Genomic DNA, 24,837 nt, shown 5'->3' with positions numbered 1-24,837 from the left:
CTGTTCAAAATTTTAGTTACCCTCAATAAACTCTATTTTCTCACGCACAAGCCTCAAGATGTATCTGTAATCGTCTACAGTTTCCTTTGTTTTCTTGATATCGTCAGAATTATCCTTCAAAAATTCTACAACATAACCTTCTAAACACTGCACAACAATCTTTAAATCTTTGAGAAAGTTTTTGTCTCTGTTTGTGTAGAAGGTAAGTGTCTTTGTATTGAGGTGAAATACATCCAACAAGACAAGTGGCAATGCCCATATATCAACATAGCTCCCGTCCCAAAAGTATTTGTAAAAGAAGCTTGCTAAAAAAGGATTTGTTTCACAATAATCTTTAAAAAATTTCTCTATAAGTATAAAAAAACTCTTTCTTGTCAAAAGTTTTGAAGCCAAATCTTTTGTTCTGTGGAGGTTCACCTCATAAATCTCAGCAAACAATACAAATACCTCCTTAAGTTACATTTATAACCTTAACACAACAACAAAAAAGGCCAATATTTGCAAAGCTTTTTGCCTTGCAAATATTGGCCTACCTTGCAACTGGCCATTTTTCTGGCCCTTTGCCCGGTCTGCCAATTTTTTACTTTAGACGTTTTTCTAAATTTTCGTTTAGAGTTACTACTATCACCTTTTCTCCATTGATAGTATTGACATCAGAGTATATTCCTGCAATGTCAACATCTATAACCTCTTTTATGAGTTTTTCTAACACATCTTTTGCATTTTCAAATAAAGTCGCTCTTACCTTTTTGATAAGCTCAACTCCCTCTTTTGTCTGGGCAAGCTTTTTTTCTGTAGGGCTTAGAAACCCAATTAATCTTACAACTATTACATCTTCTGTGATTATTGTCTTTATTTGTTTTGGACCCCTGCCCATATACTCCATCTCAAACTTGCTGACTGCTTCACTGATTTTTGCTTCTATCTGTCCTTTTGTCATCCCTTTTTGTTTTTCGCTACAACATTAGTCTGGTTATTAGTATAGCAAAATGAAATTTGAATGTCAAGATTATTCAAAAATTTTTTGTAGTAAACTTTTAACAGATTGATATTAAAGCTATTTTGGACAATCAATCTGTAAATTCTGCAAGTTTACATTTTTATTTTTTCATCGTCAAACAAAAAAAATAGTGCCACCCAAGCTGTTGTCGGGCAGCACCACTTTAGATTTTCGTAAATCTCAAAAGAATATTATTTTTTATCTAAAATCTCATTTAAGTCATTTTCAGGATTTGATATTGGCTTTATGTTGAATTTTTCAACAAGAACTTGAAGAATATTTGGTGATACAAAAGCTGGCAATGATGGACCTAAATAGATGTTCTTTAAGCCTAAGGATAGCAGTGTCAATAAAATTGCAACAGCTTTTTGTTCAAACCATGAGAGAACTAAGGTAAGTGGTAAGTCATTTACATCACAATTGAATGCCTTTCCAAGCTCGATTGCAATGACAAGAGCTGAGTATGCATCATTGCACTGACCAATATCCAAAAGTCTTGGAAACTCGCCAATAGTACCAAAATCCTTTTTGTTAAATCTGTACTTGCCACATGCTAAGGTTAAAATCAACGTATCTTTTGGCGTCTTTTCTGCAAACTCTGTATAGTAGTTTCTGCCTGGTTTTGCACCATCACATCCACCAATTAAGAAGAAGTGTTTAATTTGGCCACTTTTAACTGCATCAATTATCTTGTTTGCAAGGCCAAGCACAGTGTGATGTCCAAAGCCAACAAGTATCTTTTTTTCCTCTTCATCCTCTTGCCAGCCACCAAGTTCAAGCGCTTTCTGGATTATTGGTGTAAAGTCCTTTTTGTCATCCACTTCCTCAATATGTGCAACTCCATCAAAGCCGACAACACCTGTTGTGAAAATTCTATCTTTGTAACTATCTTTTGGCTTTTGCAGACAGTTTGTTGTCATTAAGATACAACCTGGAATTCCGTCAAATTCTTTTTGCTGGTCTTGCCATGCTCCACCATAGTTTCCTACTAAATGTTTATATTTTTTGAGCTCTGGATAGCCATGTGCAGGTAACATCTCGCCATGGGTGTAGATATTAATACCTTTACCTTCTGTCTGCTCTAATAGATCTTTTAGGTCTTTTAAATCGTGTCCAGAGACAATTATAAATGGCCCCTTCTTCTTTGAAATCAAAACCTCTGTTGGCTGTGGATGACCAAAGGTTTGTGTGTGTGCTTCATCAAGTATCTGCATACACCTGAAGTTCATCTTACCAAGTTCCATGCATAGGTTAAACAGTTCATCTGCTGAGATGTTGTTGTCTAAGGTTCTTGCAAGCGCTGTAAAGAAGAAGTTGTTTACATTTTCATCTTGCTTTCCAAGCCTTGCTGCATGATGAGCGTATGCTGCCATCCCTTTTATTCCATATATTAGCAGTTCTCTGAGTGACCTTATATCCTCGTCAATCTCGTCCGCTAAAATCCCAACCTTTTTCCCATCTTCAATCATCTTTTCTACATCTTCTGGTGCTCTGTAATCTACTGCAGCAGGTACGTTTTGTAAGTTACCCACCTGATTTTTGAGATTTTCTTTTACTGTTTGTGCTTCAAGGATATACTTTACAAATCTTTTCTCATCAAAGTTTACGTTTGTAAGTGTTGAAAACAGGGCATCCATCATGAACCTTGTTGTGTACTGTTCAATTTTTCTTCCCTGTTTCAAAAGTTGGTCACCTAAGTAAGCAATACCTTTTAATTGGTACAAAAGTAGGTCTTGCAAGTTAGCAACTCTACTGTCTTTTCCACAAACACCAACCTTTGTGCAGCCTTTTCCACCTGCTGTCTGTTCACATTGAAAACAAAACATTTCTGTTTGAATCATTTCAAACAACACCTCCTAAAAGTTTTCAATAGTCTTTTACCCAAAATTTATTCTTTTATACCACCTTCGGTGGTAATCGTAACCTCAGAATACGGTACAATCTTTTGTGCCTGAAGCATAGCTTTTTTAACTATATTTGCAATACCAGTACAGCACGGCACTTCCATCTTGACAACTGTTATACTCTTGATTTCATGATTTTGGATTATCTCTAAAATCTTTTCATAGTAATATTCAATATCGTCAAGTTTGGGACACCCTATTATTGTAACCTTTCCTTTCATAAAGTCCTTGTGAAAAGACGCATAAGCATACGCAACACAGTCAGCTGCAATCAAAAGGTGGCTACCTTCAAAAAACTTAGCATATGGATTGACAAGAGCAAGTTGCACAGGCCAGTTAATAAGCTCAGACGAATCTTGCACCTCTTGCACTGAAGGTTTAGCTTCCGAAGGTGCAGCAGCTTCTTTTTTCTCAATAATCCTTTCTTGTGAACCTGGACACATACATGAAAATTCTCTCTTAGATTTAGTTTTTTCAATTCTCTCTTTTACAGCCTTTTCATTAAAAGGCTTCACATCTGCCTCAATTATCTCAATTGCCCCAGTTGGACAAACAGGAAGACAGTTCCCAAGTCCATCACAGTACTCTTCGCTCACAAGCTTTGCCTTGCCATCTACCAGCTCAATTGCACCCTCAACGCAGGCATTTACACAAAGACCACAACCATTGCATTTTTCTTCATCAATTTTGATTATTTTTCTCATCATATCCAATCATCCCTCTCTGTTTAGTTGCAATTATATTTTATATGGTTTAGAATATATTTGCGGTAACATATGTTACAGTTTTAAATTTTGAGAGGAGAAAATTTTTATGAACTATTCTAAGCTATCCAAAACAAAATTATTTAGAGGTATAGAAGAAAATAGTATTGAAAGGCTTTTGTGTGGCTGCAATATAGTTCAGAAGAGTTTTGAAAAAGATGAGATAATTGTGTTCGAAGGCGATGAATGCACTTCTATAGGAATAATACTTGAAGGAATGGTGGATATTAAAAAGGTCTCCACCTCTGGCAAGGAATATACAATAACAACTTTGCTCCCTGGAGATACATTTGGAGAAGCTGTAATATTTTCCTCATCTAATTCTTTCCCAGCAATGGTTGTTGCAAAGTCTAATACAACTATCTTGTTTATCCCAAAAGGCACTATTATAAATCTCAGTAAGAAAAGTGAAAAGTTTTTGCACAACTTTTTAAATATATTGTCAGATAGGATTCTACTTCTGAATTCAAAATTAAAAGAATCTACATTAACAACCTTGCGTCAAAAGATATGCAATTTTTTGCTTGAAGAGTACAAAAACCAAAAAAGTCTCAAGATAAAGCTTTCTTCTTCGAAGCAGGAACTTGCAGAAAAGTTCAATGTGCAAAGACCTTCTTTGTCAAGAGAGCTGATAAAGATGAGAGAAGAGGGACTTATAGATTTTTGGGGAAAGGAAATTTGGATTAAAAATCTGGAAAGAATTGAAGATTGTTTGTATGAAATGCACTAACTTAAAGGAATCAAACTAAAAAAGAGGCTGCCATTTTAGTAAATTTGTGACAGCCTCTTTTTTTATTCAAAAAGCGCATCAATAAATTCTTTTGGATTGAACTCTTGGAGGTCGTCTATCTTTTCACCAACTCCAATGAATTTCACAGGAATTTTTAGTTCATCACAGATAGAAACAACAATTCCACCTTTTGCTGTACCATCAAGCTTGGTAAGAACAATTCCTGAAATGTTTACTGCTTGGTTAAATTCTTTTGCTTGAATGAGCCCATTTTGACCAGTTGTTGCATCAATCACAAGCAATGTTTCTTTTTCAGCCTCTGGCATTTGCTGATTTATCACACGGTCAATCTTTTTAAGCTCTTCAATCAAGTTTTTCTTTGTATGAAGTCTTCCTGCTGTGTCTACAATTAAAACATCAGCCTTTCTCGCCCTCATTGCTTGAATGCCGTCAAACACAACTGCTGCAGGGTCAGCCCCCTCAACGTTTTTTATAATATCACATCCAACCCTCTTTGCCCAAATTTCAAGCTGGTCAATTGCAGCTGCCCTGAAAGTATCTGCTGCTGCAATGATAACCTTTTTCCCATTTGATTTTAAAAGGTTTGCAATTTTGCCAATTGAGGTTGTCTTTCCAACTCCATTGACACCAACCATGAGAATTATCAAAGGATACTTCTCTTTTAATTTGTTGGGTAGGTTTATGATATTAAACATCTCTTCTTTTAAAAGATCTTTAACAGCTTGGCTATCTGAAATCTTGTTCATTTTAACTTTTTCTTTGAGGTTTTCTATAATCTTTTTAGATGTTTTTACACCAACATCAGACAGTACTAAAACCTCTTCAAGCTCATCAAATAACTCATCATCCACCTGTTTGAATGCTTTTAACAAATTTTCAACCCTTTCAGTAAAGTTCTTTTTTGTTTTTGAAAGTCCTTCTTTTAATTTGTCAAAAAAACCCATTTCTCATCATCCTTTCTGTATTTTTTCTAATTTGAGTGACAGCACCTTTGACACACCTTGCTCTTCCATTGTAACACCATAGAGTACATCTGCAATCTCCATGGTAGGCTTTCTATGAGTGACAATTATAATCTGGCTTTGATTATTGAGATTTTTGAGAAACTGCGCAAATCTCTGAACATTTGCCTCATCTAAGCTTGAGTCAATCTCATCTAATATACACAAAAGAGAACCTTTGAACATTAAAAATGCGAACAGAAGAGCTATTGCAGTTAAAGCTTTTTCCCCTCCAGATAGAAGGTTTATATTCTGAAGCTTTTTGCCAGGTGGTTTTACATCAATGTCAACACCAAACTCCTCCCCATCTTGGATTAGTTTTAAGTCGCAGCTACCACCATTGAATAGTTCTTTAAAAATCTCTGAAAACAAGAGCTTTATTTTCTCAAAATTTTCTAAGAATATATTTTTCATATTTTTATCAAGCTCATTTATAAGGTTTTTTAGCTCCTTGCTTGTCTTTTCTAAATCTTCAATTTGCCTTTGCAAAAACTCTACTCTTTCATTCAGTCTCTTTTCTTGCTCTATTGAATAAAGGTTGACTGGTCCAAGCTGTCCAATAGCTGAAGAGATACTTTCAATCTCCTCTTCTTTTTTTTCTGACCACACAATTTCTCCATCTGGCAAATATATCTCTTCGTTAAAAAGATCAAAATATTTTTCTTTTATGGTCCCAATTTGATTTTCCAAGTTGTTTTTTTCAATTATGAGGGTATTTAGTTTTCGCTCTGCATTTTGAATATCCTCTGATATTTTATTTACAATTTCGACCTCTTTAGTAGACATAAAAGCCAAGTTTGAGTGTTCTTTTTCCATTTTCTCAATCTCATCTTTTAGTTTGTCAAGATGATCCTTTTGGACCTCAACCACATGTGAAACTTCACTAATTTGCCCCTCAAGCTCTTTTATCTCTTGATCACACTTTAACTTCTGTTCTTGTTTTTTTGCCTTTTGATCTTCTAAATTTTTTAAGGTTTGCTCTGCACTTTCAAGTTTATGCTTTAAAATAGAAATCTCTGCTTCAATCTGATTTTTTTCTTCTAAAAGTCTCCTGTACTCATTGTCAAACAAGTTGTGATCTTCTTTTAATTTTCTAAGCCTTGACTTTAAATTCGAGGTCACTCTTTCAATCTCTGCTTTTGAATCTTCTAAGATTTGTATGTTTTTTCTGGTAATCTCAATGTCGCTTTGTAGGTTAATTGTCTGATCATTTATAAGTTTTTTTTCATTTTCTAAAGACTGCCTTTTTTGAATAAGCTGCTCTTTTTTGTATTCACACATCTCAATCTCTTTTTGTATACCATCAATCTTAGCAACCAAATCCTTAATTTTACTATCTACTGATTCTTTTTCTTGATTCAAACTATATACTTCTTGATTCTTTTCTAAAATCTGCTTTTCCAGGCTATCGAGTTCAGATGCCAAATTTAAAACTTGGTTTTCCAACTCATCTTTTTCAACTTTTCTTTCAAGCAAAGAAAAGTCAGCTTTTTTTTCACCGCCAACGAAAATTCCACCAGGGTTTATAAGCTCACCAGAAAGAGTTACACATCGTGATCTATATGAAGTTTTTCTTTGATACTCTATAGCATTGTCAATAGTATCAAACACAAGCGTTCGTCCAACCAATAGCTCTATAACCTTCCTAAATTCCTCTTTTGCTTCTACAAATTCATCTGCAAACCCAAGGAAGCCTTCTGCTTTCACATCTTCTTTAGAAGACGAAATTACTACTGTCTCAATTGGAACAATTGTCACTTTCCCAAGCTTTTCATTTTTAGCAAGCTCAATAATACTCTTAGCGTCACTTTCATTTTTAACAACAAGATGCTGTATTGCATTGCCAAGAGCTGATTCAACAGCTTTTACATATTGCCTTTTTACAATGATTAAGCTTCCAACAGTTCCATATAAGTCTATTGGCAAGTTTTTTACCCTTTTGAATATTTCTTTTATGGTTTTACTATATCCTTCTAAATTCTCCTCCATTGCCTTTAATACATTTAGTTTCTCTTTTTTCTTTATCATCTCGCTTGAAAGTTCATGTACTTTGTTTTGTATATCTAAAAGTTGTTTTTCTCTTTCCTTTATATCTTGTTTTATGTTATCAAGCTCTTTTGCTAGTCTTTCTTTCTCAGCTTCCAACTTATTTTTTTGTAACTCTTTCTCTGTCTTTATCATATCCAGTCTTTGAAGTTCATTTAAAATCTCTTTTTCTTCCTCATCTATTCTGTTTTCTCTTTCAAGCAAAGCGTTCTTGAGATGCAAAAGGCCGTTTAACTTTTGATTATCCTTTTCAATCTGAGATATCTTCTCTATTAGCTCTGTTTCCTTGTTTTGAATCTCATTTTCAATCTGAAAAATTCCATCTTTTACATCTTCCAATTCTTCCAAAAGTTTGCTTTGTTTTTCGACAATCTGATTGTAAATATGATCTTTTTTAGAAAGCTTTTCTTTATAATCTGACAAAACTCTTACAATTTCCTGACCTTCTTCATCAATCTTTTTGAGGTCATTTGTTATATCCCCAAGGAGCTGAAATTTGCCTTCAAGCTGTTTTTTTAAAAATTTCAGTTTTGAAGTATTCTCAGCAAGTTCATCTTTCAGTCTACTGTAATTTTCTTTAGCACTTTCATGTTGCTGAGTCAATAAATCAAGTTGAAGCTTCTTTTCGCTCAATCTTTTCTCAATTTCCAGTTTGTTATTTGTAAGCTTTTCAAGATCTTCTTTTAAACTTTCAATTTGTGCTATTGTAGATTTGTAGTTCTCGTTTGCCAGTTTATAGCTAAAAAGATACTTTTCTCTTTTTAAATCTGACAGTTTTCTGTTCAGCTCTATGTATACCTTTGCTTTTTCAACTTCAGGGGCTATTTCTTCAAGCTGAGATTTTAACTCAAATATTACGTCCTGAAGTCTTAAGATGTTTTCGTGAGTATTTTTTAACTTCCTCTCAGCCTCTTCTTTTCTGTATTTGTACTTTGTAATACCACACGCCTCTTCAAATATCTTATATCTTTCAAATGGCCTTGCATTTATTATCTCATCAACTCTACCCTGTGAGATAATTGAATAACCATCTTTGCCAAGACCCGAATCAAGAAAAAGCTCGTAGATGTCTTTTAACCTGCAGGCTGTCTTGTTGATAAAAAATTCGCTCTCACCGCTTCTAAAAAGCCTTCTTGTAATTACAACCTCTTCAAAATCAATAGGTAGCTTTCCATCAGAGTTGTCAAAGTATATAGAAACCTCCGCAAACCCCTGTGACCTTCTCTTTTCTGTCCCGGCAAAAATTAAATCTTCAAGTTTACTTGCACGCAAAAGTTTAAGGCTCTGCTCGCCCAAAGCCCACCTTATTGCATCTGTAATATTGCTCTTTCCACATCCATTAGGTCCAACAATAGCTGTAATTCCTTTTTGAAATTCAATCCTTGTCTTTTCACAAAAAGATTTAAAACCATAGATTTCAAGCCATTTTATGTACATCTTTAGCTCTTCCCCCATAAAGATTAAAACAACAATTATTTTAGCAAAAATACAGGGACAATTCTATATTACTATTGCAACTGGCTCAGAATGATTATTTAAGAATACAAATTAAAAAGAGGCTGTCCATTTGTTTATTGAACAGCCCCTCATAATTTTTGGATTAAATATTACATTCTTGCAACTTTTATGGCTCATACCCGGGAAGATAATTAAAGTCTTCCGAAATTATTTTCCACTCTCCGTTTTCTTTTTCTAAACTATATTGGTAGCGCATACCATATTTTATTTTGTACTCACGTATTTTCTTAGGTAGTTTTTCAGTTTTCTCGACAAATCTTTTCTGTTCTTCAGGTGACATTTTATAACCTTTTGCATTGGTTATTTCATTCAATTCAGAAGCTGGTATTTTATCAGTATCCAAGGCAAGACCAATTGATTTGCTTTCACCAAATACATCCACAGTAGCTGTTGCTTTGTCTCCATCAATTTTTATTTCTAAAAATTTTATATCAGTCATTTTATCTTCAACAAATCTAAGATCGCTATACGCTGAACCAACAACAGCATTCTTGTAAACTTCCAGTCTATTATTAAGCCAACCAGATTTGTTACTAAAATACTTTTTACATGCTTGTTCAACCTCATTCAGTTTCTTATTTATAACTTCTTGAGGAATTTTAATGTCCGGTGCTTTTGCATATTCAGCAGGAAAGATACTTGCCTGGTCGTATATCTTTAAAGCACCTATTATTGTCTCTTTTATTTGTTTTTCATTATTTAATTGTTGATTACTTTTTACACTAATACCAATTATTATTGTACTGCTTACAACTAAAATTAAAGAAATAATTAAAACTATACTTTTCTTCTTTCTTTTCATTTTTTAACACCTCTCTATTTTTATTTTGGGCGAATTGCAACTATTGTTGTTGTAGTACGTTTTTGGTTATACGGACTTAAATGCCAAATTGCATGAAATCTATCATAAGTGTGTTGATCTTGAACATTGCCAGTTCTCCCATAAGTAGAATCGTACCCTAAACCTACAGAAACACCAGCATGATCAAATCTTCCATCTGAATTCCAATCATAAAATAGAATATCACCAGGTTGAAGTACATCATTATAATCGTTAAAGCCTATTTGCCCCTCATATTTCCATCTACCTAAAATCGTTCCCCTGGCTGAGTTTGATAGATATCTGTACAAATCATCAGCTACACTCCAAGCTGTTCCCCAATTCCACCACCAAAGAACTTTCTCGCAATACCAACCATTTTGTTTATCAAATGGCAAAGTTCCTCCCTCATGCATTGCTTGAGATGCAAAATTTGTGCAATCTGCGTCAAAACTAGGGTAGTTTGAATTTCTGCTTAGTGCCCAAATATCTGCATATGAAGCAGCCCCAAAGCTATTGTAAGCTGCTTCAACTTTTACGCAATTGAAACAGTTTATCAGAACAAAACAGATAAGCATTAAAGATATCGCAATGTTTCTTTTCATAGTCTATCCCCTCCATCCACACAAAATACCATGTTTGATTTTAGGCTCTTAAGTATTGCATTTTCAATTTGCTAATGTTGTACTCTTATGTTTCTTAATAATTTCAGCAGAAATATAAATAGTTATACAAAACGGAAATATATTATTTTAGTATACTAAAGTTTTAATGGAATAATATCACCTCTTTGGTAATTTATTTGTCTTTATAATAAAAAAAAAGAAAAAAATCAATGTGTACTTTTCACAAAATTCAGAGTTATATTTTATTATCTTTTACCATTTCCGCAACTGGCTTCAGTGATATGAAGACATTCTGAATTTAACAACAGAACAAAGATGTTAAAGAGAAGAGCATACCGAGTTTAGGAATTTGAAAAGTTCAAAAAGAGGATACTGGTAAGTCTTACAAATTAAGAAGGTAGCAAATGTAAATATTTAAAAATTCCCTTTTTAGTATGGAATGGAATTGGTCGATAAGCTTTCGCAATCAAATATTTATAATAGTCATAGCTATAATATTGTATTATTGTTGTAATTAAACACATGCTTAATTAAACTGAAAGGTGGGCATTCAGAACACCCACCCCAACTCTTGACAAAGAGTCAATGATTACACCCAGGTTTAAATTTTCCTGGTGGTCCATATAATTTAAATTAATTTCTGTATTCATAACTCTTTAGAAAGCAGGTACAACAGCACCTTTATACTTATTATTAATGAATTTCTTTACTTCTGGAGAATTCAACGCTTTGGCCAACTCTTTTAGTTCAGGTCTGGATTCATCACCTTTGCGAACTGCTAATACATTAACATATGGAGAATTAGCATTTTCAATAAACAACGCGTCTTTTGTTGGAACAAGTTTTGCCTCTAAAGCATAATTAGTGTTTATAACTGCTGCATCAACATCCGATAACACTCTTGGTAAAGTTGCAGCTTCAAGTTCAATGATTTTTATCTTTTTAGGATTTTTAATAATATCACTTACTTTGGCTTTAATACCGGCATTCGGTTTTAGTTTTATTAATCCCGCTGATTGTAAAAGCAGCAAAGCTCTACCACCATTTGTAGCATCATTTGGTATAGCAATTGTAGCCCCCTGTTTTAATTGGCTAAGTTTTTTTACTTTTCGAGAATATATTCCCATCGGCTCAATATGCACCTTAGCAATATATGTTAGATTAAGTCTATGTTGTTTTGAAAAATCCTCAAGATAAGGTATATGTTGGAAGAAATTAGCGTCTAACTCTTTGTCAGCCAGCTTGAGATTTGGCTGAACATAATCTGTGAACTCCACAATCACTAATCTGATTCCCTTTTTCTCAAGAATAGGTTTTACGACATTTAAAATTTCTGCATGAGGCACAGGTGTTGCACCAACTTTTATGGTTATTTTTTTCTTTACAGTAGTTTGTGTCTGTTTAGCAAAGGTATTTGCCTGCTTTGCGCCATACCCAACAAGTGAAACTATTAAAAGTCCAAATATTAAAAATGTAATCAAAATTCTTTTCTTAATAAGTCTTTTCATTATTAAACCCCTCCTTCTACAATAAATTTTAATGCTACCTATTTCTTGATAGCCGTCGAACAAAAAAATCTCCTATAAGCTGCGTCAACTGCACCATAGCAATCAAAATTGCTACAGTCCAAAGCATTATATCAATCATAAACCGCTGATATCCATACCTGACAGCCAAATCTCCTAATCCACCACCACCTATAACACCTGCCATAGCCGAATACCCTATCAGATTTATAGCTGTAATAGTAATTCCTGAAACTATCGAAGGCAAGGCTTCAGGAATTAACACTTTTATTACAATTTGAAATGGGGAAGCCCCCATAGCCTGTGCCGCTTCAATAACACCACGGTCTACCTCTCTTAAAGCTGTTTCTGTAAGCCTGCCCATAAAAGGAATAGCTGCAACTGACAAAGGTACAATAGCTGCGGTAGTTCCAATTGATGTTCCAACTATTAGTCGGGTAAAAGGCATAAGAACTATCAAAAGAATCACAAATGGTATTGAACGAAAGATATTTACAATGGTACTTAATATTCTATTTAAAGTACTATTTTGAAGTATTTGCCCTTTGTCAGTCACCATAAGGAGCACACCAAGTGGTATTCCCAGCACTGTTGCTATAAAGGTTGAAATAACCACCATGTATATAGTTTGCCATGTAGAAACTAATAACAGCTGCAAAGTTTCAGACATTATCTATCACCTCCACCTCAAGCCCCAACTCCCTCAGATATCTTAAAACACCTTCAATTTCGTTGTTACCTCTCAGTTCAACTATAAGAGTACCATAAGGTATACCTTGAATTTGATCAATATTCCCATAGAGCACATTGATATCCATGTCAAACTTTTTAATGATACTGCTCAAGATAGGCTCAGCAGTAACCTCACCAAAAAAGTCAATCTTGATAATTTTCCATTCCAAATGGCTACGGTGGAGGTTTCTAATTTTATCTTTTAATTCCTCTGGAAGTTCAGAAAAAGTCAAAGATCTTAAGAAATTTCGAGCAATTCTTGTCTTTGGATTTGCAAATATTTCTGTAAGCAATCCTTGTTCAACAATTTGACCTTTTTCCATCACTGCCACTTTGTTGCAAATTTGTTTAACAACATTCATCTCGTGCGTTACCACTACAATGGTAATTCCAAACTCTCTGTTAATTTCTTTAAGAAGATTCAAAATAGACAAAGTGGTCTCCGGATCTAACGCTGAGGTTGCCTCATCACACAAGAGTACTTTTGGATTGTTAGCTAGTGCTCTGGCTATGCCTACGCGCTGTTTTTGTCCACCTGACAGCTGCGAAGGATAGCTATCTGCTTTATTAGTAAGCCCAACCAATTCTAAAAGCTCTTTTACTCTGTTGTCTATTGTTTTTTTGTCCAGCCCTGCAATTTCTAAAGGAAACGCTACATTCCCTTTAACAGTTCGGGATGACAAAAGGTTAAAATGTTGAAATATTATGCCTACCTTTTTTCGCATTTCTTTCAACTCAGCAGGGGAAAGCTTTGTCATTTCAACACCATCTATTTCTATTGATCCATGGGTGGGTTTTTCTAACATATTTATACATCGTATAAGTGTACTTTTACCAGCACCACTTGGACCTATTACTCCAAAAATGTCACCTTTTTCTATGTCCAGATTAATATTATCTAATGCTTTGATGGCTATTCCATTTGAATAGTAGATTTTTGTAAGATTTCTAATTCGAATCAACAAAACTCCTCCCCTGAGAATGCTTACCACAACTTTTTTTTAATTTTATAAAACACTTTCTTACTATGAGCTCCCGTTAAGACCTATTTCTTCTGCAACACTTTGCATCCCTATAATTGTTTGCTCAATTATATAATCTAAGTCCATTTGAAGCATCTTGGCACCATCTTCTATCACTTGACGGTTAATCCCGCTTGCAAAAGACTTCTGTTTCCATTTCTTTTTTACAGAGCTTACTTTGAGATCAACCAAACTTCGACTTGGTCTTAATATAGCAACTGCTGTAATAAGTCCAGTTAATTCATCTATTGTATAAAGTACTTTTTCCATCTGGTGAATAGGCTTTACATCATTAACAATATTGTATCCATGGCTCTCAATAGCCCTTATATACTCTTCAGGATATCCATGATTTGTCAATATCTCTCGAACTTTTTTACAGTGTTGTTCGGGATACATCTCATAATCAAGGTCATGTAATAATCCAATTATACCCCATTTTGTTACTTCATCCTCAGCAAGACCAAACAATCTTGCAAAATGTTTCATAACTGCTTCCACTGCCAAAGCATGTTTAATAAGGCTCTCACTTTTTGTGTATCTTTTTAAAAGCTCAAATGCTGCCTCTCTGGTTATTTGAGTTTCACTCACTGTGCTGCACCCCGCTTTTTTGTCTATCCTTTAGGTGTTGAGATAAAGTTGCTGTGATGATTGTGTTAACAAACTATTATATTGACGCGTATTTAGTTGTCTTCATTTTAATATCTTGAAAAATGTTTGTCAATAGATTTTAAAATAAAAATCTTGATAATTTAAATCGAAATACTATGAATTTATTTTAAAACATTTTATCTTCCAAACTGAAAACAGCTCACAAAGAAACGTTACTTTGCTCAAAAGATTATTTACTAAAAACAAACAAAAAAAGCAGGTAGTTTTTTTCTACCTGCCTACTTTAAAAAGTCCCCTTTGTTATCTTGCTTGGACTATGAATTTTATTGCCGTTCTCTCTTCCCCATCGATATTAATTTCTGAAAACGCAGGAATTACAATCAAATCAATGCCATTTGGTGCCACTTTACCTCTTGCAATTGCAATGGCTTTAACAGCCTGATTTACAGCACCTGCTCCAACTGCCTGAAGTTCTGCGCACCTTTTTTCTTTAATCACAGCAGTCAGAGCCCCTGCCACCTTCTGTGGTTTTGATGTAGCAGCAACTTTTAGAACTTCCATCCTTTCCATACCTCCTGAATATGGTGTTATGACAGCTTGTTCAACTATTCAGTTATATAATTCTACATGATTTAAAAAATTCCTTCTTGGCAAGTAGAAAATTTTTTAAATATCAATGCCCCAAAATTTTATTGTATCTTCTTATTATCATGTTTGCACAGGTATTAATAATAAGGACAATGATAATCAACAGCGTTGCCGTAGCATAAGAGTTCACTTTTGAAAGACCTTCAGAAGAAAGGATATACAAGTGCACAGCCATTGTCCTTGCCGGGCTAAATATGCTTGTTGGAAGGTTCAAAGAACTTCCTGCTGTCAAAAGCACCGCAGCTGTCTCACCTATCGCCCTTCCAACACCTAAAATTACACCTGTCAAAATACCTGGCATTGCAGGAGGTATGACCACTTTTGCAATTGTCTGCCATTTTGTGGCACCAAGGGCAAGACTGCCTTCTCTAAAGGACATAGGAACTGTCTTTATTGCTTCTTCGGATGTCCTCACAATTGTTGGCAAAATCATTATTGACAAAGTAAGCGCACCAGACAAGATAGACCATCTAAAACCAAGAGCAATGACAAAAAAGGCAAAACCAAAAAGCCCATAGATAATTGAAGGGATTCCAGCTAATGTTTCAGTGCCAAATCTAATAAGCGACAATATCTTTCCTTTTTTTGCGTATTCTGTAAGATAGATTGCAGCCAAAACACCAATTGGCGCAGCAATAACCACTGCCAAAACTGTAATGTAAATGGTACCAACTATTACAGGGAAGATTCCCCCGCTTTTTCCCATTTCTTCAGGATAGTCAATAATAAATGACAATTTCAATCCTTGTATTCCATTTATTACAATGTGAAATAAGATCGCTAAAAGAATAGCTATTGTTATCAATGTAAATATTCCAATAATGGCAAACACGATACCCTGTATTATTTTATTTTTCTTTATCATCTTTCTTCACCAACTCTTCTTGCAATTACATTTGCAATTGTATTTAAAATCATAATAATTACAAAAAGTACAATACCAGTTGCAAAAAGTGCCTGGGCATGTTTTCCTGATGCATACCCCATCTCAATTGCAATATTTCCTGTGAGAGTTCTTACCTGGTCAAATATCCCTTTTGGAATCTTGGGACTGTTACCTGCAACCATAATTACTGCCATTGTCTCACCAATTGCTCTTCCCATCCCCAATATCACTGAGGCAATTATACCTGACCTTGCAGCTGGTAAAATTACTCCTTTTATTGTCTGCCAGTGGGTTGCACCAAGTGCCAATGAACCTTCCTTATACTCCTTTGGCACAGACCTAATCGAAACTTCTGATATGTTTATAATAGTTGGTAGAATCATAATTCCCAAGATTATTGATGAAGCTAAAACTGAAAAACCTGAACCGCCAAACATTTTTCTTATAAGTGGGACAATTACAACAAGCCCGTAAAAACCATACACAACAGAAGGAATACCAGCAAGAAGTTCAACAAAAGGTCGAACTGCCCTCGCAACTTTTTCGCTCACAAGTTCGCCCAAAAATATTGCAGTTGCAATACCAATAGGAACTCCTATTATAATTGCTCCCAATGTTACATACACAGAGCCAATTATCATTGGCAAAATACCAAACTTGCCACTCAAGGGTGCCCATTTTGTACCAAGAATAAAATTGAAAAGCCCGTATTCTTTGATTATTGAAAAGCCTTCTTTGAATATAAATATTGTTATCAACAAGACAGAGATGACAGAAACCACCGCAGCAAGGAGCAAAATTAACTCGATTAGGCGATTCTTTTTTGGCATCCCTTTCTTCTCCTCATTTTCAAAATTTTTGCAAAAATCTATCTTGAATTTAATATCCAAATCTTACTTAACTTTTATATAATGGTGCTTTTCTACTATAGCCTGACCCTCACTGCTGAGCGCAAAGTCAATAAAGTCTTTTACAAGTCCTGTTGGCTTGTCCTTTGTCAAGAATAGAAACGGCCTTTGTAGTTTGTACTTGCCGTTTTTGACATTTTCTTCTGTTGCCTCAACACCCTCAATACTTACAGCCTTGACAGTTGAGTCAACAACTCCCATCGAAATAAATCCAATTGCATTTGGATCTTGTGAAATTGACTGCTTTACAGCACCAGTTGATGGCTGTACAACTGCAGAGTCTGTTATGCTTTCACCTTTCATAACAAGCTCTTCGAATGCACCACGTGTACCTGAACCTTCTTCACGTGTTACAACAACAATTTGAGCATCTTTCCCGCCAACTTCCTTCCAATTTTTGATTTTGCCTGTATAAATATTTCTTATCTGCTGCAAGGTAAGATTTTTGATTGGGTTTGAAGGATGGACAACAACTGCTATTCCATCGACTGCAATCTTAAATTCATTCAAACCTTTTTCTTCAGGTTTTAGTTCACGAGAAGACATTCCGATGTCAGCAACACCGTCTCTTGCAGATTTTATTCCAACCGCAGACCCACCACCCTGAACTTCAATCTTTGTCTCAGGATGCTCTTGCATAAACGCTTTTGCCAAATCGTCTGCCAAAGGTTGAACAGAAGTAGAACCCGCAACTGTAATTGACTTTTTAGTAGATGGACCCTGAACATTTGCGCTTTTACAACCAAACAAGATAACACTTAACATACTTACTATCAAAAACAGAACAGCAATTTTTTTGTTCATCTTTTCACTCCTCAATAAAAATTTTGTTTACAAAATATTTTTACCCTTTGTATCGATTCTTATATTTTTAATTTTATAGTACCAATGTTAAATCAATTTAAAATGAACGTTAAATCTATGTTAAAAACACCTCACAGCCCTTTAATATCAATAATCACCTCTTTTTCATCAGCCAAAATTCTTATTGTATCTGGGTCTTCATATTCGTTTATGATCTTTATTGCATCTAAATTGTACATTTCTTTCAGACGCTCAATATTTCTTTTCTTCTGCCCTACGAGTCTTGAAAAGTTTTTTGGATGCACAAAAATCTCAAAATATTCTAAGTTTTTTTGTAACAACGCATTTTTTATTCTTCTAAATATTATTTCTGAATCAACAAGTTCACCAAATGAAGGATGAAATGGACCTGCAATCACCTTAGCGTTATAATTTATCTCTTCTGTTGGCTGAAGGCCTACTCTTATGACCTTCACACTATTGTCTATAAAAATTTCTTTTATTTGACTACTAATTAAAACTGCATCCTCCAAAGACAAAGGTTGATACTCACCTTTTCTATACATCTCAGCAAGATATGTGTCTTCTATAACCAAGGTAGGGTAGATTCTTGCAATGTTGGGTTGATAACTGCATAAAATTTCTGCACTTTTTATATCTTTCTTAGGGGTTGAGTTTGGAAGCCCTACCATAAGCTGCACACCTAACAAAAAATCAAATGATTTTATAAGTTCTATTGCCTTAACTGAATCTTTTGCAGTGTGCCCCCTCTTTGAGGCTTCTAAAACATCATCAAACATGCTCTGTATACCAAGCTCTATTGTTTTTACATTGTAATCTTTCAAAAATCCCAAAATTTCTTTATCTATACAATCTGGTCTTGTGGAAATTCGAATACTTTTTATATTTTCAAAGCTTTTTGCAAGCTCAAGAAGTTTTTGCTGCATTTTGATATCAATAGCCGTAAAATTCCCTCCATAATATGCAAGTTCTACATCTTCACCTTTATTTTTACTAAGTCCTTCTTCAATCTGACGTTTTATTCTCTGCACAGTCACATCCTCTTTTTCACCTGAGATTATCTTCTGGTTGCAGAATATACACTTAAAAGGGCAGCCGTATTGAGGAATAAAAATAGGAAGAATCCTGCTCTTCAATCTTCTATCACTCCCAGCTTTTTAAGTGCATTTAAAGCTGCCTCCTGCTGCGCTTCCTTCTTGCTATTTCCATACCCTTCTGAAATTTTATTTTTTCCAATGTAGAGCTCTGACTTAAACCTTGATAAATTATTTTCAAGGTTTTCATAATCTATATACTTAATCTCAATGTTTTTCTCTCTCTGAATAAATTCTTGAAGCTTTGTTTTGTAATCATAAAAGAGTTTTCCCTCAGCAGCCTTTTTAATAAACGGTTCTAAAAGATTTATGACTATTTTTTCAGCCATCTTGTATCCTGATTCCAGAAAAATACCACCAAATATTGCCTCAAGCACATCTGACCAAATTGATTTGTTATTCTCAAAACCTTCTTCTTTTTCATTCTTTCCAAATACAATATATCTTTTTAGATTCAGCGTTTCAGCAACCTTTGAGAGTGTCTCACTGCATACAATTGTTGCGCGAAGATTTGTAAGCTCACCTTCTGAAAGTTGCGGAAAATGCTCAAAAAGATATTTGCTCACAACAAGCTCTAATACAGCATCTCCTAAAAATTCAAGTCTTTCATAGCAATTTTTGTCATCATGGGTTGCTGATTTGTGAGTAAGTGCAAGCTTTAATAAATTCGGATTTTTAAATCTATAACCAAGTTTTTTCTCTATGTGTGTCATTTCTGTACTTCTCATTGTCGTATTTCTCCTACCTCATACAAAATATTCAAAATACTCAATAAATATAAAATGCCCCAACCACTAACACACTCAATTGGGGCATTTTAAATATCAACCTTCATATCTTTTTAAAACAAGAACTGCGTTGTGCCCACCAAATCCAAATGAATTTGTCATTGCATACTTGATACTTCTCTCTTTCCCTTGGTTTACTGTATAATCTAAATCACATTCCTCATCTTTTGTAGCATAGTTTATAGTTGGCGGAACAAACTGGTCATATACTGCTAAAGCTGTAATCAAAGTCTCAACAGCTCCTGCTGCACCAAGCCAGTGCCCTGTCATTGACTTTGTTGAGCTAATTGAAAGTTTATATGCATGATCTCCAAACACCTTTTTGATCGCTAGTGTTTCGAATTTGTCGTTGTATGGTGTGGATGTACCATGTGCGTTTATATAATCAATCTCCTGAGGTTCAATTCCCGCATCCCTTATTGCTTTTTGCATTGCAAGCATAGGCCCTTCGCCCTCTGGATCAGGTGCTGTTATATGATATGCATCATCTGATGCACCATATCCAACAACCTCAGCATAAATCTTAGCACCGCGCTTTTTGGCATGCTCAAGCTCTTCCAAAATCAGTATCGCTGAACCTTCGCCCATTACAAACCCATCTCTATCCTTGTCAAAAGGCCTGCAGGCAGTCTGCGGGTCAGGGTTTGTTGACATTGCCTTCATAGCACAAAATCCTGCAAACGAAAGCGGAGTTATTGCTGCTTCAGCTCCCCCTGTGATGATAATATCAGCATCTTCGCGCTGAATCATCTTAAACGCCTCACCAATTGCATGAGCAGATGATGCACATGCTGTGACAATTGTTTCATTAATTCCTTTTAAACCATAAGTTATGGCAATGTGCCCTGCTGCAATGTTTGCTATCATCATTGGAACAAAAAATGGACTTACCCTTGATGGTCCTTTTTCTCTCAATATGTTGGCCTGCTCTTCTAATGTTTCAATTCCACCAATTCCACTTCCAATCACAACCCCAACTTTTGTCTTGTCGATATCTTCCAAGTTCAATTTGCTATCCTCAATAGCAAGCTTTGTTGCTGCCAAAGCAAAGTGTGTGAATCTGTCCATTCTCCTTGCTTCTTTTTTATCTATGTAATTTGTTGGGTCAAAGTCAACAATCTCTGCTGCAACCTTTGTTGGGTAGTTTGAAACGTCAAACTTTTCCACAACTTTGATACCATTTTTCCCAGACTTTATCGCACTCCAGAAGGTATCTATATCAAACCCTAAGGAGGATATAACACCAAGGCCAGTTATAACAATTCTTCTTTTCAATGTAAGCAACCTCCTAAGTTTTAAAGTTGAATACTTTACCCCTGCTTTTTTAGGTATCTAAAGCAGGGGTAAGTACTTTCTTATTGATGCTCTTCAATATATTTCACTGCATCGGCAACTGTTCTAATCTTTTCTGCATCTTCATCTGGAATTTCAATGTTGAATTCCTCTTCAAGCTCCATGATAAGTTCAACAATGTCCAATGAGTCTGCTCCAAGGTCGTCTAAAAATGATGATTCAGGTGTGATTTTGTCCTCTTCAATGTCAAGTTTGTCAGCTATAATCTTCTTTACCTTTTCAAAGATTTCACTGTTCACAAAAAACACCTCCAAAAATTTTGGATTTTAAAATAATGCTCACTATAAGAATATTATTACATAACCATCCCACCGTCAACAACAATAACCTGCCCGGTAATATATGACGACAAACTTGATGCCAAAAACAGGGCTACATTTGCAACCTCCTCAGCCTCACCAAACCGACCAAGTGGGATGGAAGAAAGCATCATTTCTTTTACCTTGTCACTTAAAACCTCCGTCATGTCAGTTTTTATAAACCCTGGTGCAATAGCATTCACTCTGATATTTCGAGAAGCAAGCTCTTTTGCAAGCGACTTTGTAAGACCTATTATACCAGCTTTTGACGCAGCATAATTTGTTTGCCCTACATTTCCTATAATCCCAACAACAGATGAAATATTTATAATATTACCTTCTCTTTGCTTTACCATTATCTTTGATGCTGCTTTTGCGCACAAAAAGGCACCTTTTAGATTAATAGCAATCACCTTGTCAAAATCTTCCTTATTCATTCTAAGAATTAATCCATCCTTAGTAATCCCAGCATTGTTCACAAGAATGTCAAGTCTTCCGAACTCTTTTTCTATTTGTGAAAACATAGCATTTACTTCCTCTGAGTTTGAAACATCACACTTAATTGTAAGTGCTTTTACTCCCAATTTTTCTATTTCCTCTTTTAGAGTTTGGGCCTGAAACTCACTGGAAGAGTAGTTGATAACTACATTTGCACCATTTTGACCAAACTTTAAAGCTATTGCTCTTCCAATACCCCTTGAAGCGCCTGTTATCAGTGCTACTTTGTCTTTTAAAAGCTGCATATTCTAATTTCCTCCTATTTTAAAATCTACTTATCGCTATTACAGATTTTTAATATCTTCCACCTTATTTATATTGACAATCTTCAAATCTTTCTTTATTTTCTTAACAAGTCCGCTCAAAACATTTCCTGGACCTATTTCAACAAATGTGTCAAATCCCTCTTCAATCAGCTTATTTACACATCCTAAGAAATTAACTGTTGTATAAACCTGTTTTTCAAGAAGGTCTACAATAGTGTCTTTTGATAGATACTCTGCTGTAACATTTGACAGCACAGGAATTTGAGGCTCTTTAATATAAATCTCCAAAAGATGCTTTTTCAATTTTTCTCCTGCTCCTTTAATTAAGCTGCAATGAAACGGAGCTGAGACATTGAGCTCGACACACCTTTTTGCTCCCTTTTGTTTTGCTATCTCCATTGCAAAATGTACAGCTTCTTTGTGCCCAGAGATGACAGTCTGGTCAGGTGAGTTTATATTTGAAATCTCAACAGTGCCTTTGCTACTTGCTTCTTGGCAAACCTCTTTTACAGCATCTATTGAGAGCCCAATCACTGCCGCCATTGTGCCAATGCCCTCTGGTACTTCATTTTGCATGTACTCACCTCTTTTTGAAACAAGCAATACTGCACTTTTAAACTCAATGCTTCCTGCAGCAACCAATGCTGAATATTCGCCCAAGCTCTGACCAAAAGCAGCATCTGGTTTTATTTTGTCTTTCACAGCTTCATATATTGCAATTGAAGTTGTCAAAATTGCTGGCTGCGTTAACTTTGTAAGTTTTAGTTCTTCCTCTGGTCCATTAAATATGATGTGCTTCAAATCAAAGCCAAGCGCTTCATTTGCCAAATCAAAAATCCTCTTTGACTCGTCAAAGTTCTGGTAAAAGTCAAGGCCCATTCCAACAAACTGCGCACCTTGCCCAGGAAACATTACCGCAACCTTTCCCATTTGCCTTTTACACCTTTCCTTTCTATACCCATTTAATAACAGTGGATGCCCATGTCAAACCACCGCCAAATCCAACCAAAACAACCTTGTCTCCTTTTTTAATCTTTCCTTCTTCGACTGCTTCGTCAAGAGCAATAGGAATCGACGCAGCAGAAGTATTGCCATACTTGTGAAGGTTTACAAAAACCTTCTCCATAGGTATTTTTAATCTCTTTGCAGCACTTTCTATTATTCTTATATTTGCCTGATGAGGAATAAAAACATCTATATCAGATGAAGAAAGTCCCACCTTTTCTAAAACCTTTTCCACTGCATATGGCATAATCTTGACTGCAAATTTATAAACCTCATTACCCTCCATATAGATTTTTCTGAAGTTTGGATTTTCTTTTACCTGTGAATAAGTTACATCACTCAGTCCAAATGCATGACAGTAAAGCAAAAGCCCGTTTTCTCCATCCGAACCCAGCTCAAATCCCAAAATACCTTGCTCATCACCGCTACTCAAAATTGCTGCACCAGCTCCATCGCCAAACAAAACACATGTTGACCTGTCAGACCAGTTTGTTATTCTGGAGAGCGCCTCTGCTCCTATTACAAGTGCGTTTTTACAAAACCCGTTTTGAATAAAGTGGGTTGCAATTGCCATCGCATAGATAAAACCAGAACACGCAGCTGAAATGTCAAAAGCAAATGCATTTTTTAGTTTTAGCTCTTTTTGAACAAGGCAAGCTGTTGAAGGAAAAAACATCTCCGGTGTAACCGTTGCAACAATCACAAGGTCAATGTCATCTGGTAAAATACCTGCTTTGTCCATTGCATTTTTGGCAGCTCTCACTGCCAAATCAGTTGTGGAAGTTGTGCCATCAACAATCCTTCGCTCTTTTATACCTGTTCTTTGAGTTATCCATTCATCTGAAGTGTCAACCATCTTCTCTAAATCATAATTCGTAAGGACTCTGTCTGGAACATATCTTCCAGTTGAAAGAATCTTGACATTTTGAGCCATTTTTAGACCTCGCTTTCGGCTGTGATTTCTTCCTTAAGTAACTCTAATACATTATTTTCATAAAAAGTTTTAGCTTGATTTATGCCATTGAAAATGGCTTGGCCGTCAGAAGAACCATGGCATTTAATTATAATTCCATCTATACCTAAAAGAGGAGCTCCTCCTACTTCCTTGTAATCATACTTGCCTTTTAAGTTTTTTAAGTATGGTTTTAACAAAAGTGCACCTATTTTAGCTTTAACGCTCTGTTTTGCTATATCCTTTAATATATCAAAAAAGAGAAGTCCAAAACCTTCTGTGAGTTTCAAAACAATGTTTCCTACAAATCCATCACAAACAACTATATCAGGTGGTGAAAATGGCAAATCTCGTGCCTCCACATTCCCAACAAAGTTTATATTCTTTGCATTTTTCAGAATTTCATAAGACTGTTTAGAAAGGTCATTTCCTTTCGTTTCTTCTGTGCCTATATTCAAAAGTCCTACTGTAGGGTTGTTTTTACCAAGGACTTTGCTGGCATACACAGTTGCCATCTGGGCAAATTGCAGAATGTTAATAGGTCTGCAATCTGTGTTAGAACCCACATCAATTAAAAGATACTGGCCACTTTTGTAAGGAAGTTTTGTGGTAAGTGCAGGCCTGTCAATCCCCTTAATTCTTCCAACTATTAAAAGTCCGCCTGCCATTAGCGCGCCTGTGCTGCCAGCTGACACAAATGCGTCTATTTGCCTTTCTTTTAAGTATTTCAGACCAACAACAATTGATGAGTCTTTTTTTTGCCTTATAGCTTTTACTGGTTCATCGTCAAATTCTATCTTTTCTTTACAGTCAACTATCTCAACTCTTGAAAGGTCTTTTATCCTATCTACACACTCTTTCTCAATCACACTTTTATTCCCGAAAAGAACAACGTTGTCTTGAGTATTTTGAGTAAGATATATCGCAACTCCTTCAATAACCGAAGATGGTGCATTATCTCCACCCATTGCATCAATACCGATCTTCATAAGT

Annotated in this window: 25 protein-coding genes; 1 reads left to right on the top strand and 24 read right to left on the bottom strand. The window is 35.3% G+C overall.

What is annotated here, in order from left to right:
• Positions 1-12: 12 nt before the first annotated feature.
• The 4 genes from PGC14_RS03715 to PGC14_RS03700 form a co-directional block, all read right to left on the bottom strand.
• Entirely contained in the window at positions 13-438 is a 426-nt protein-coding gene (locus PGC14_RS03715) for a hypothetical protein (protein ID WP_039763553.1), read from the bottom strand.
• A 142-nt stretch (positions 439-580) separates the two neighbouring features.
• On the bottom strand, positions 581-940 hold the full coding sequence (locus PGC14_RS03710; protein WP_039763556.1) for a DUF2294 domain-containing protein: 360 nt from the start codon (positions 938-940) through the stop codon (positions 581-583).
• A gap of 251 nt (positions 941-1,191) precedes the next feature.
• The gene (gene hcp, locus PGC14_RS03705) at positions 1,192-2,841 is read right to left on the bottom strand and encodes a hydroxylamine reductase (RefSeq protein ID WP_039763559.1); all 1,650 of its coding nucleotides are present in this window, start codon (positions 2,839-2,841) and stop codon (positions 1,192-1,194) included.
• A gap of 47 nt (positions 2,842-2,888) precedes the next feature.
• The gene (locus tag PGC14_RS03700) at positions 2,889-3,611 is read right to left on the bottom strand and encodes an ATP-binding protein (RefSeq protein WP_039763561.1); all 723 of its coding nucleotides are present in this window, start codon (positions 3,609-3,611) and stop codon (positions 2,889-2,891) included.
• Between the two features lie 106 nt (positions 3,612-3,717).
• Between PGC14_RS03700 and PGC14_RS03695 the strand changes: the two genes are divergently transcribed.
• The gene (locus tag PGC14_RS03695; RefSeq protein WP_271629540.1) at positions 3,718-4,398 is read left to right on the top strand and encodes a Crp/Fnr family transcriptional regulator; all 681 of its coding nucleotides are present in this window, start codon (positions 3,718-3,720) and stop codon (positions 4,396-4,398) included.
• A gap of 62 nt (positions 4,399-4,460) precedes the next feature.
• Here the strand turns inward: PGC14_RS03695 and ftsY are convergent, their stop codons facing one another.
• The 20 genes from ftsY to plsX form a co-directional block, all read right to left on the bottom strand.
• The gene (gene ftsY / locus PGC14_RS03690) at positions 4,461-5,363 is read right to left on the bottom strand and encodes a signal recognition particle-docking protein FtsY (protein ID WP_271629539.1); all 903 of its coding nucleotides are present in this window, start codon (positions 5,361-5,363) and stop codon (positions 4,461-4,463) included.
• Positions 5,364-5,369: 6 nt separating this feature from the next.
• Positions 5,370-8,903 carry a chromosome segregation protein SMC gene (gene smc, locus PGC14_RS03685; protein WP_271629538.1) on the bottom strand — a complete coding sequence of 1,178 codons (3,534 nt, stop codon included), beginning with the start codon at positions 8,901-8,903 and terminating at the stop codon, positions 5,370-5,372.
• Between the two features lie 187 nt (positions 8,904-9,090).
• Positions 9,091-9,786 (bottom strand): hypothetical protein, encoded by a 696-nt coding sequence (locus PGC14_RS03680; protein WP_011917145.1) that lies wholly within the window; start codon positions 9,784-9,786, stop codon positions 9,091-9,093.
• Between the two features lie 20 nt (positions 9,787-9,806).
• Positions 9,807-10,409 (bottom strand): amidase domain-containing protein, encoded by a 603-nt coding sequence (locus tag PGC14_RS03675; RefSeq protein WP_039763570.1) that lies wholly within the window; start codon positions 10,407-10,409, stop codon positions 9,807-9,809.
• 677 nt (positions 10,410-11,086) lie between these two features.
• Entirely contained in the window at positions 11,087-11,938 is an 852-nt protein-coding gene (locus PGC14_RS03670) for a MetQ/NlpA family ABC transporter substrate-binding protein (protein ID WP_271629537.1), read from the bottom strand.
• Positions 11,939-11,972: 34 nt separating this feature from the next.
• Entirely contained in the window at positions 11,973-12,626 is a 654-nt protein-coding gene (locus tag PGC14_RS03665) for a methionine ABC transporter permease (protein WP_011917143.1), read from the bottom strand.
• The gene (locus tag PGC14_RS03660) at positions 12,619-13,650 is read right to left on the bottom strand and encodes a methionine ABC transporter ATP-binding protein (RefSeq protein ID WP_271629853.1); all 1,032 of its coding nucleotides are present in this window, start codon (positions 13,648-13,650) and stop codon (positions 12,619-12,621) included. The genes PGC14_RS03665 and PGC14_RS03660 overlap by 8 nt, the downstream gene beginning before the upstream one ends.
• A 63-nt stretch (positions 13,651-13,713) precedes the next feature.
• Positions 13,714-14,301, bottom strand: a complete 588-nt coding sequence (locus PGC14_RS03655; protein WP_271629536.1) for an HDIG domain-containing metalloprotein — start codon at positions 14,299-14,301, stop codon at positions 13,714-13,716.
• A gap of 321 nt (positions 14,302-14,622) precedes the next feature.
• Positions 14,623-14,883, bottom strand: a complete 261-nt coding sequence (locus tag PGC14_RS03650) for a stage V sporulation protein S (RefSeq protein WP_011917140.1) — start codon at positions 14,881-14,883, stop codon at positions 14,623-14,625.
• Positions 14,884-14,995: 112 nt separating this feature from the next.
• Positions 14,996-15,835 carry a phosphate ABC transporter permease PstA gene (gene pstA, locus PGC14_RS03645; protein ID WP_271629535.1) on the bottom strand — a complete coding sequence of 280 codons (840 nt, stop codon included), beginning with the start codon at positions 15,833-15,835 and terminating at the stop codon, positions 14,996-14,998.
• Positions 15,832-16,686, bottom strand: a complete 855-nt coding sequence (gene pstC / locus PGC14_RS03640; protein WP_011917138.1) for a phosphate ABC transporter permease subunit PstC — start codon at positions 16,684-16,686, stop codon at positions 15,832-15,834. The genes pstA and pstC overlap by 4 nt, the downstream gene beginning before the upstream one ends.
• 63 nt (positions 16,687-16,749) lie before the next feature.
• Positions 16,750-17,568 (bottom strand): phosphate ABC transporter substrate-binding protein, encoded by an 819-nt coding sequence (locus PGC14_RS03635; RefSeq protein WP_271629534.1) that lies wholly within the window; start codon positions 17,566-17,568, stop codon positions 16,750-16,752.
• A 131-nt stretch (positions 17,569-17,699) separates the two neighbouring features.
• A complete protein-coding gene (locus tag PGC14_RS03630; protein ID WP_271629533.1) occupies positions 17,700-18,725 on the bottom strand; it encodes an elongator complex protein 3 in 1,026 nt (341 codons plus the stop codon).
• Entirely contained in the window at positions 18,722-19,411 is a 690-nt protein-coding gene (rnc, locus tag PGC14_RS03625; RefSeq protein ID WP_237738146.1) for a ribonuclease III, read from the bottom strand. The genes PGC14_RS03630 and rnc overlap by 4 nt, the downstream gene beginning before the upstream one ends.
• Before the next feature lie 96 nt (positions 19,412-19,507).
• Complete coding sequence (fabF, locus tag PGC14_RS03620; RefSeq protein WP_039763592.1) at positions 19,508-20,746, bottom strand: beta-ketoacyl-ACP synthase II; 1,239 nt, start codon at positions 20,744-20,746, stop codon at positions 19,508-19,510.
• An 80-nt stretch (positions 20,747-20,826) separates the two neighbouring features.
• On the bottom strand, positions 20,827-21,063 hold the full coding sequence (locus PGC14_RS03615; protein ID WP_039763594.1) for an acyl carrier protein: 237 nt from the start codon (positions 21,061-21,063) through the stop codon (positions 20,827-20,829).
• Between the two features lie 56 nt (positions 21,064-21,119).
• The gene (fabG, locus tag PGC14_RS03610) at positions 21,120-21,866 is read right to left on the bottom strand and encodes a 3-oxoacyl-[acyl-carrier-protein] reductase (RefSeq protein ID WP_271629532.1); all 747 of its coding nucleotides are present in this window, start codon (positions 21,864-21,866) and stop codon (positions 21,120-21,122) included.
• 39 nt (positions 21,867-21,905) lie between these two features.
• Positions 21,906-22,817 (bottom strand): ACP S-malonyltransferase, encoded by a 912-nt coding sequence (gene fabD, locus PGC14_RS03605; protein ID WP_271629531.1) that lies wholly within the window; start codon positions 22,815-22,817, stop codon positions 21,906-21,908.
• A 22-nt stretch (positions 22,818-22,839) separates the two neighbouring features.
• Positions 22,840-23,826: a beta-ketoacyl-ACP synthase III gene (locus PGC14_RS03600; RefSeq protein WP_271629530.1), complete on the bottom strand. Its 987-nt coding sequence runs from the start codon at positions 23,824-23,826 to the stop codon at positions 22,840-22,842.
• 2 nt (positions 23,827-23,828) lie between these two features.
• Entirely contained in the window at positions 23,829-24,833 is a 1,005-nt protein-coding gene (gene plsX, locus PGC14_RS03595) for a phosphate acyltransferase PlsX (RefSeq protein WP_271629529.1), read from the bottom strand.
• Between the last annotated feature and the right edge of the window lie 4 nt (positions 24,834-24,837).

It is taken from the genome of Caldicellulosiruptor sp. DIB 104C (genome assembly GCF_028198085.1).
Lineage (GTDB): Bacteria > Bacillota > Thermoanaerobacteria > Caldicellulosiruptorales > Caldicellulosiruptoraceae > Caldicellulosiruptor > Caldicellulosiruptor saccharolyticus.
This window is presented reverse-complemented; position numbering and strand designations above follow the sequence as displayed.

Coding starts and splice junctions, on each gene's coding strand:
- PGC14_RS03710 (WP_039763556.1), bottom strand. CDS start 940: ATGACAAAAGGACAGATAGAAGCAAAAATCAGTGAAGCAGTCAGCAAG.
- hcp (WP_039763559.1), bottom strand. CDS start 2,841: ATGATTCAAACAGAAATGTTTTGTTTTCAATGTGAACAGACAGCAGGT.
- PGC14_RS03700 (WP_039763561.1), bottom strand. CDS start 3,611: ATGATGAGAAAAATAATCAAAATTGATGAAGAAAAATGCAATGGTTGT.
- PGC14_RS03695 (WP_271629540.1), top strand. CDS start 3,718: ATGAACTATTCTAAGCTATCCAAAACAAAATTATTTAGAGGTATAGAA.
- ftsY (WP_271629539.1), bottom strand. CDS start 5,363: ATGGGTTTTTTTGACAAATTAAAAGAAGGACTTTCAAAAACAAAAAAG.
- smc (WP_271629538.1), bottom strand. CDS start 8,903: ATGTACATAAAATGGCTTGAAATCTATGGTTTTAAATCTTTTTGTGAA.
- PGC14_RS03680 (WP_011917145.1), bottom strand. CDS start 9,786: ATGAAAAGAAAGAAGAAAAGTATAGTTTTAATTATTTCTTTAATTTTA.
- PGC14_RS03675 (WP_039763570.1), bottom strand. CDS start 10,409: ATGAAAAGAAACATTGCGATATCTTTAATGCTTATCTGTTTTGTTCTG.
- PGC14_RS03670 (WP_271629537.1), bottom strand. CDS start 11,938: ATGAAAAGACTTATTAAGAAAAGAATTTTGATTACATTTTTAATATTT.
- PGC14_RS03665 (WP_011917143.1), bottom strand. CDS start 12,626: ATGTCTGAAACTTTGCAGCTGTTATTAGTTTCTACATGGCAAACTATA.
- PGC14_RS03650 (WP_011917140.1), bottom strand. CDS start 14,883: ATGGAAGTTCTAAAAGTTGCTGCTACATCAAAACCACAGAAGGTGGCA.
- pstA (WP_271629535.1), bottom strand. CDS start 15,835: ATGATAAAGAAAAATAAAATAATACAGGGTATCGTGTTTGCCATTATT.
- pstC (WP_011917138.1), bottom strand. CDS start 16,686: ATGCCAAAAAAGAATCGCCTAATCGAGTTAATTTTGCTCCTTGCTGCG.
- PGC14_RS03635 (WP_271629534.1), bottom strand. CDS start 17,568: ATGAACAAAAAAATTGCTGTTCTGTTTTTGATAGTAAGTATGTTAAGT.
- rnc (WP_237738146.1), bottom strand. CDS start 19,411: ATGAGAAGTACAGAAATGACACACATAGAGAAAAAACTTGGTTATAGA.
- fabG (WP_271629532.1), bottom strand. CDS start 21,866: ATGCAGCTTTTAAAAGACAAAGTAGCACTGATAACAGGCGCTTCAAGG.
- fabD (WP_271629531.1), bottom strand. CDS start 22,817: ATGGGAAAGGTTGCGGTAATGTTTCCTGGGCAAGGTGCGCAGTTTGTT.
- PGC14_RS03600 (WP_271629530.1), bottom strand. CDS start 23,826: ATGGCTCAAAATGTCAAGATTCTTTCAACTGGAAGATATGTTCCAGAC.
- plsX (WP_271629529.1), bottom strand. CDS start 24,833: ATGAAGATCGGTATTGATGCAATGGGTGGAGATAATGCACCATCTTCG.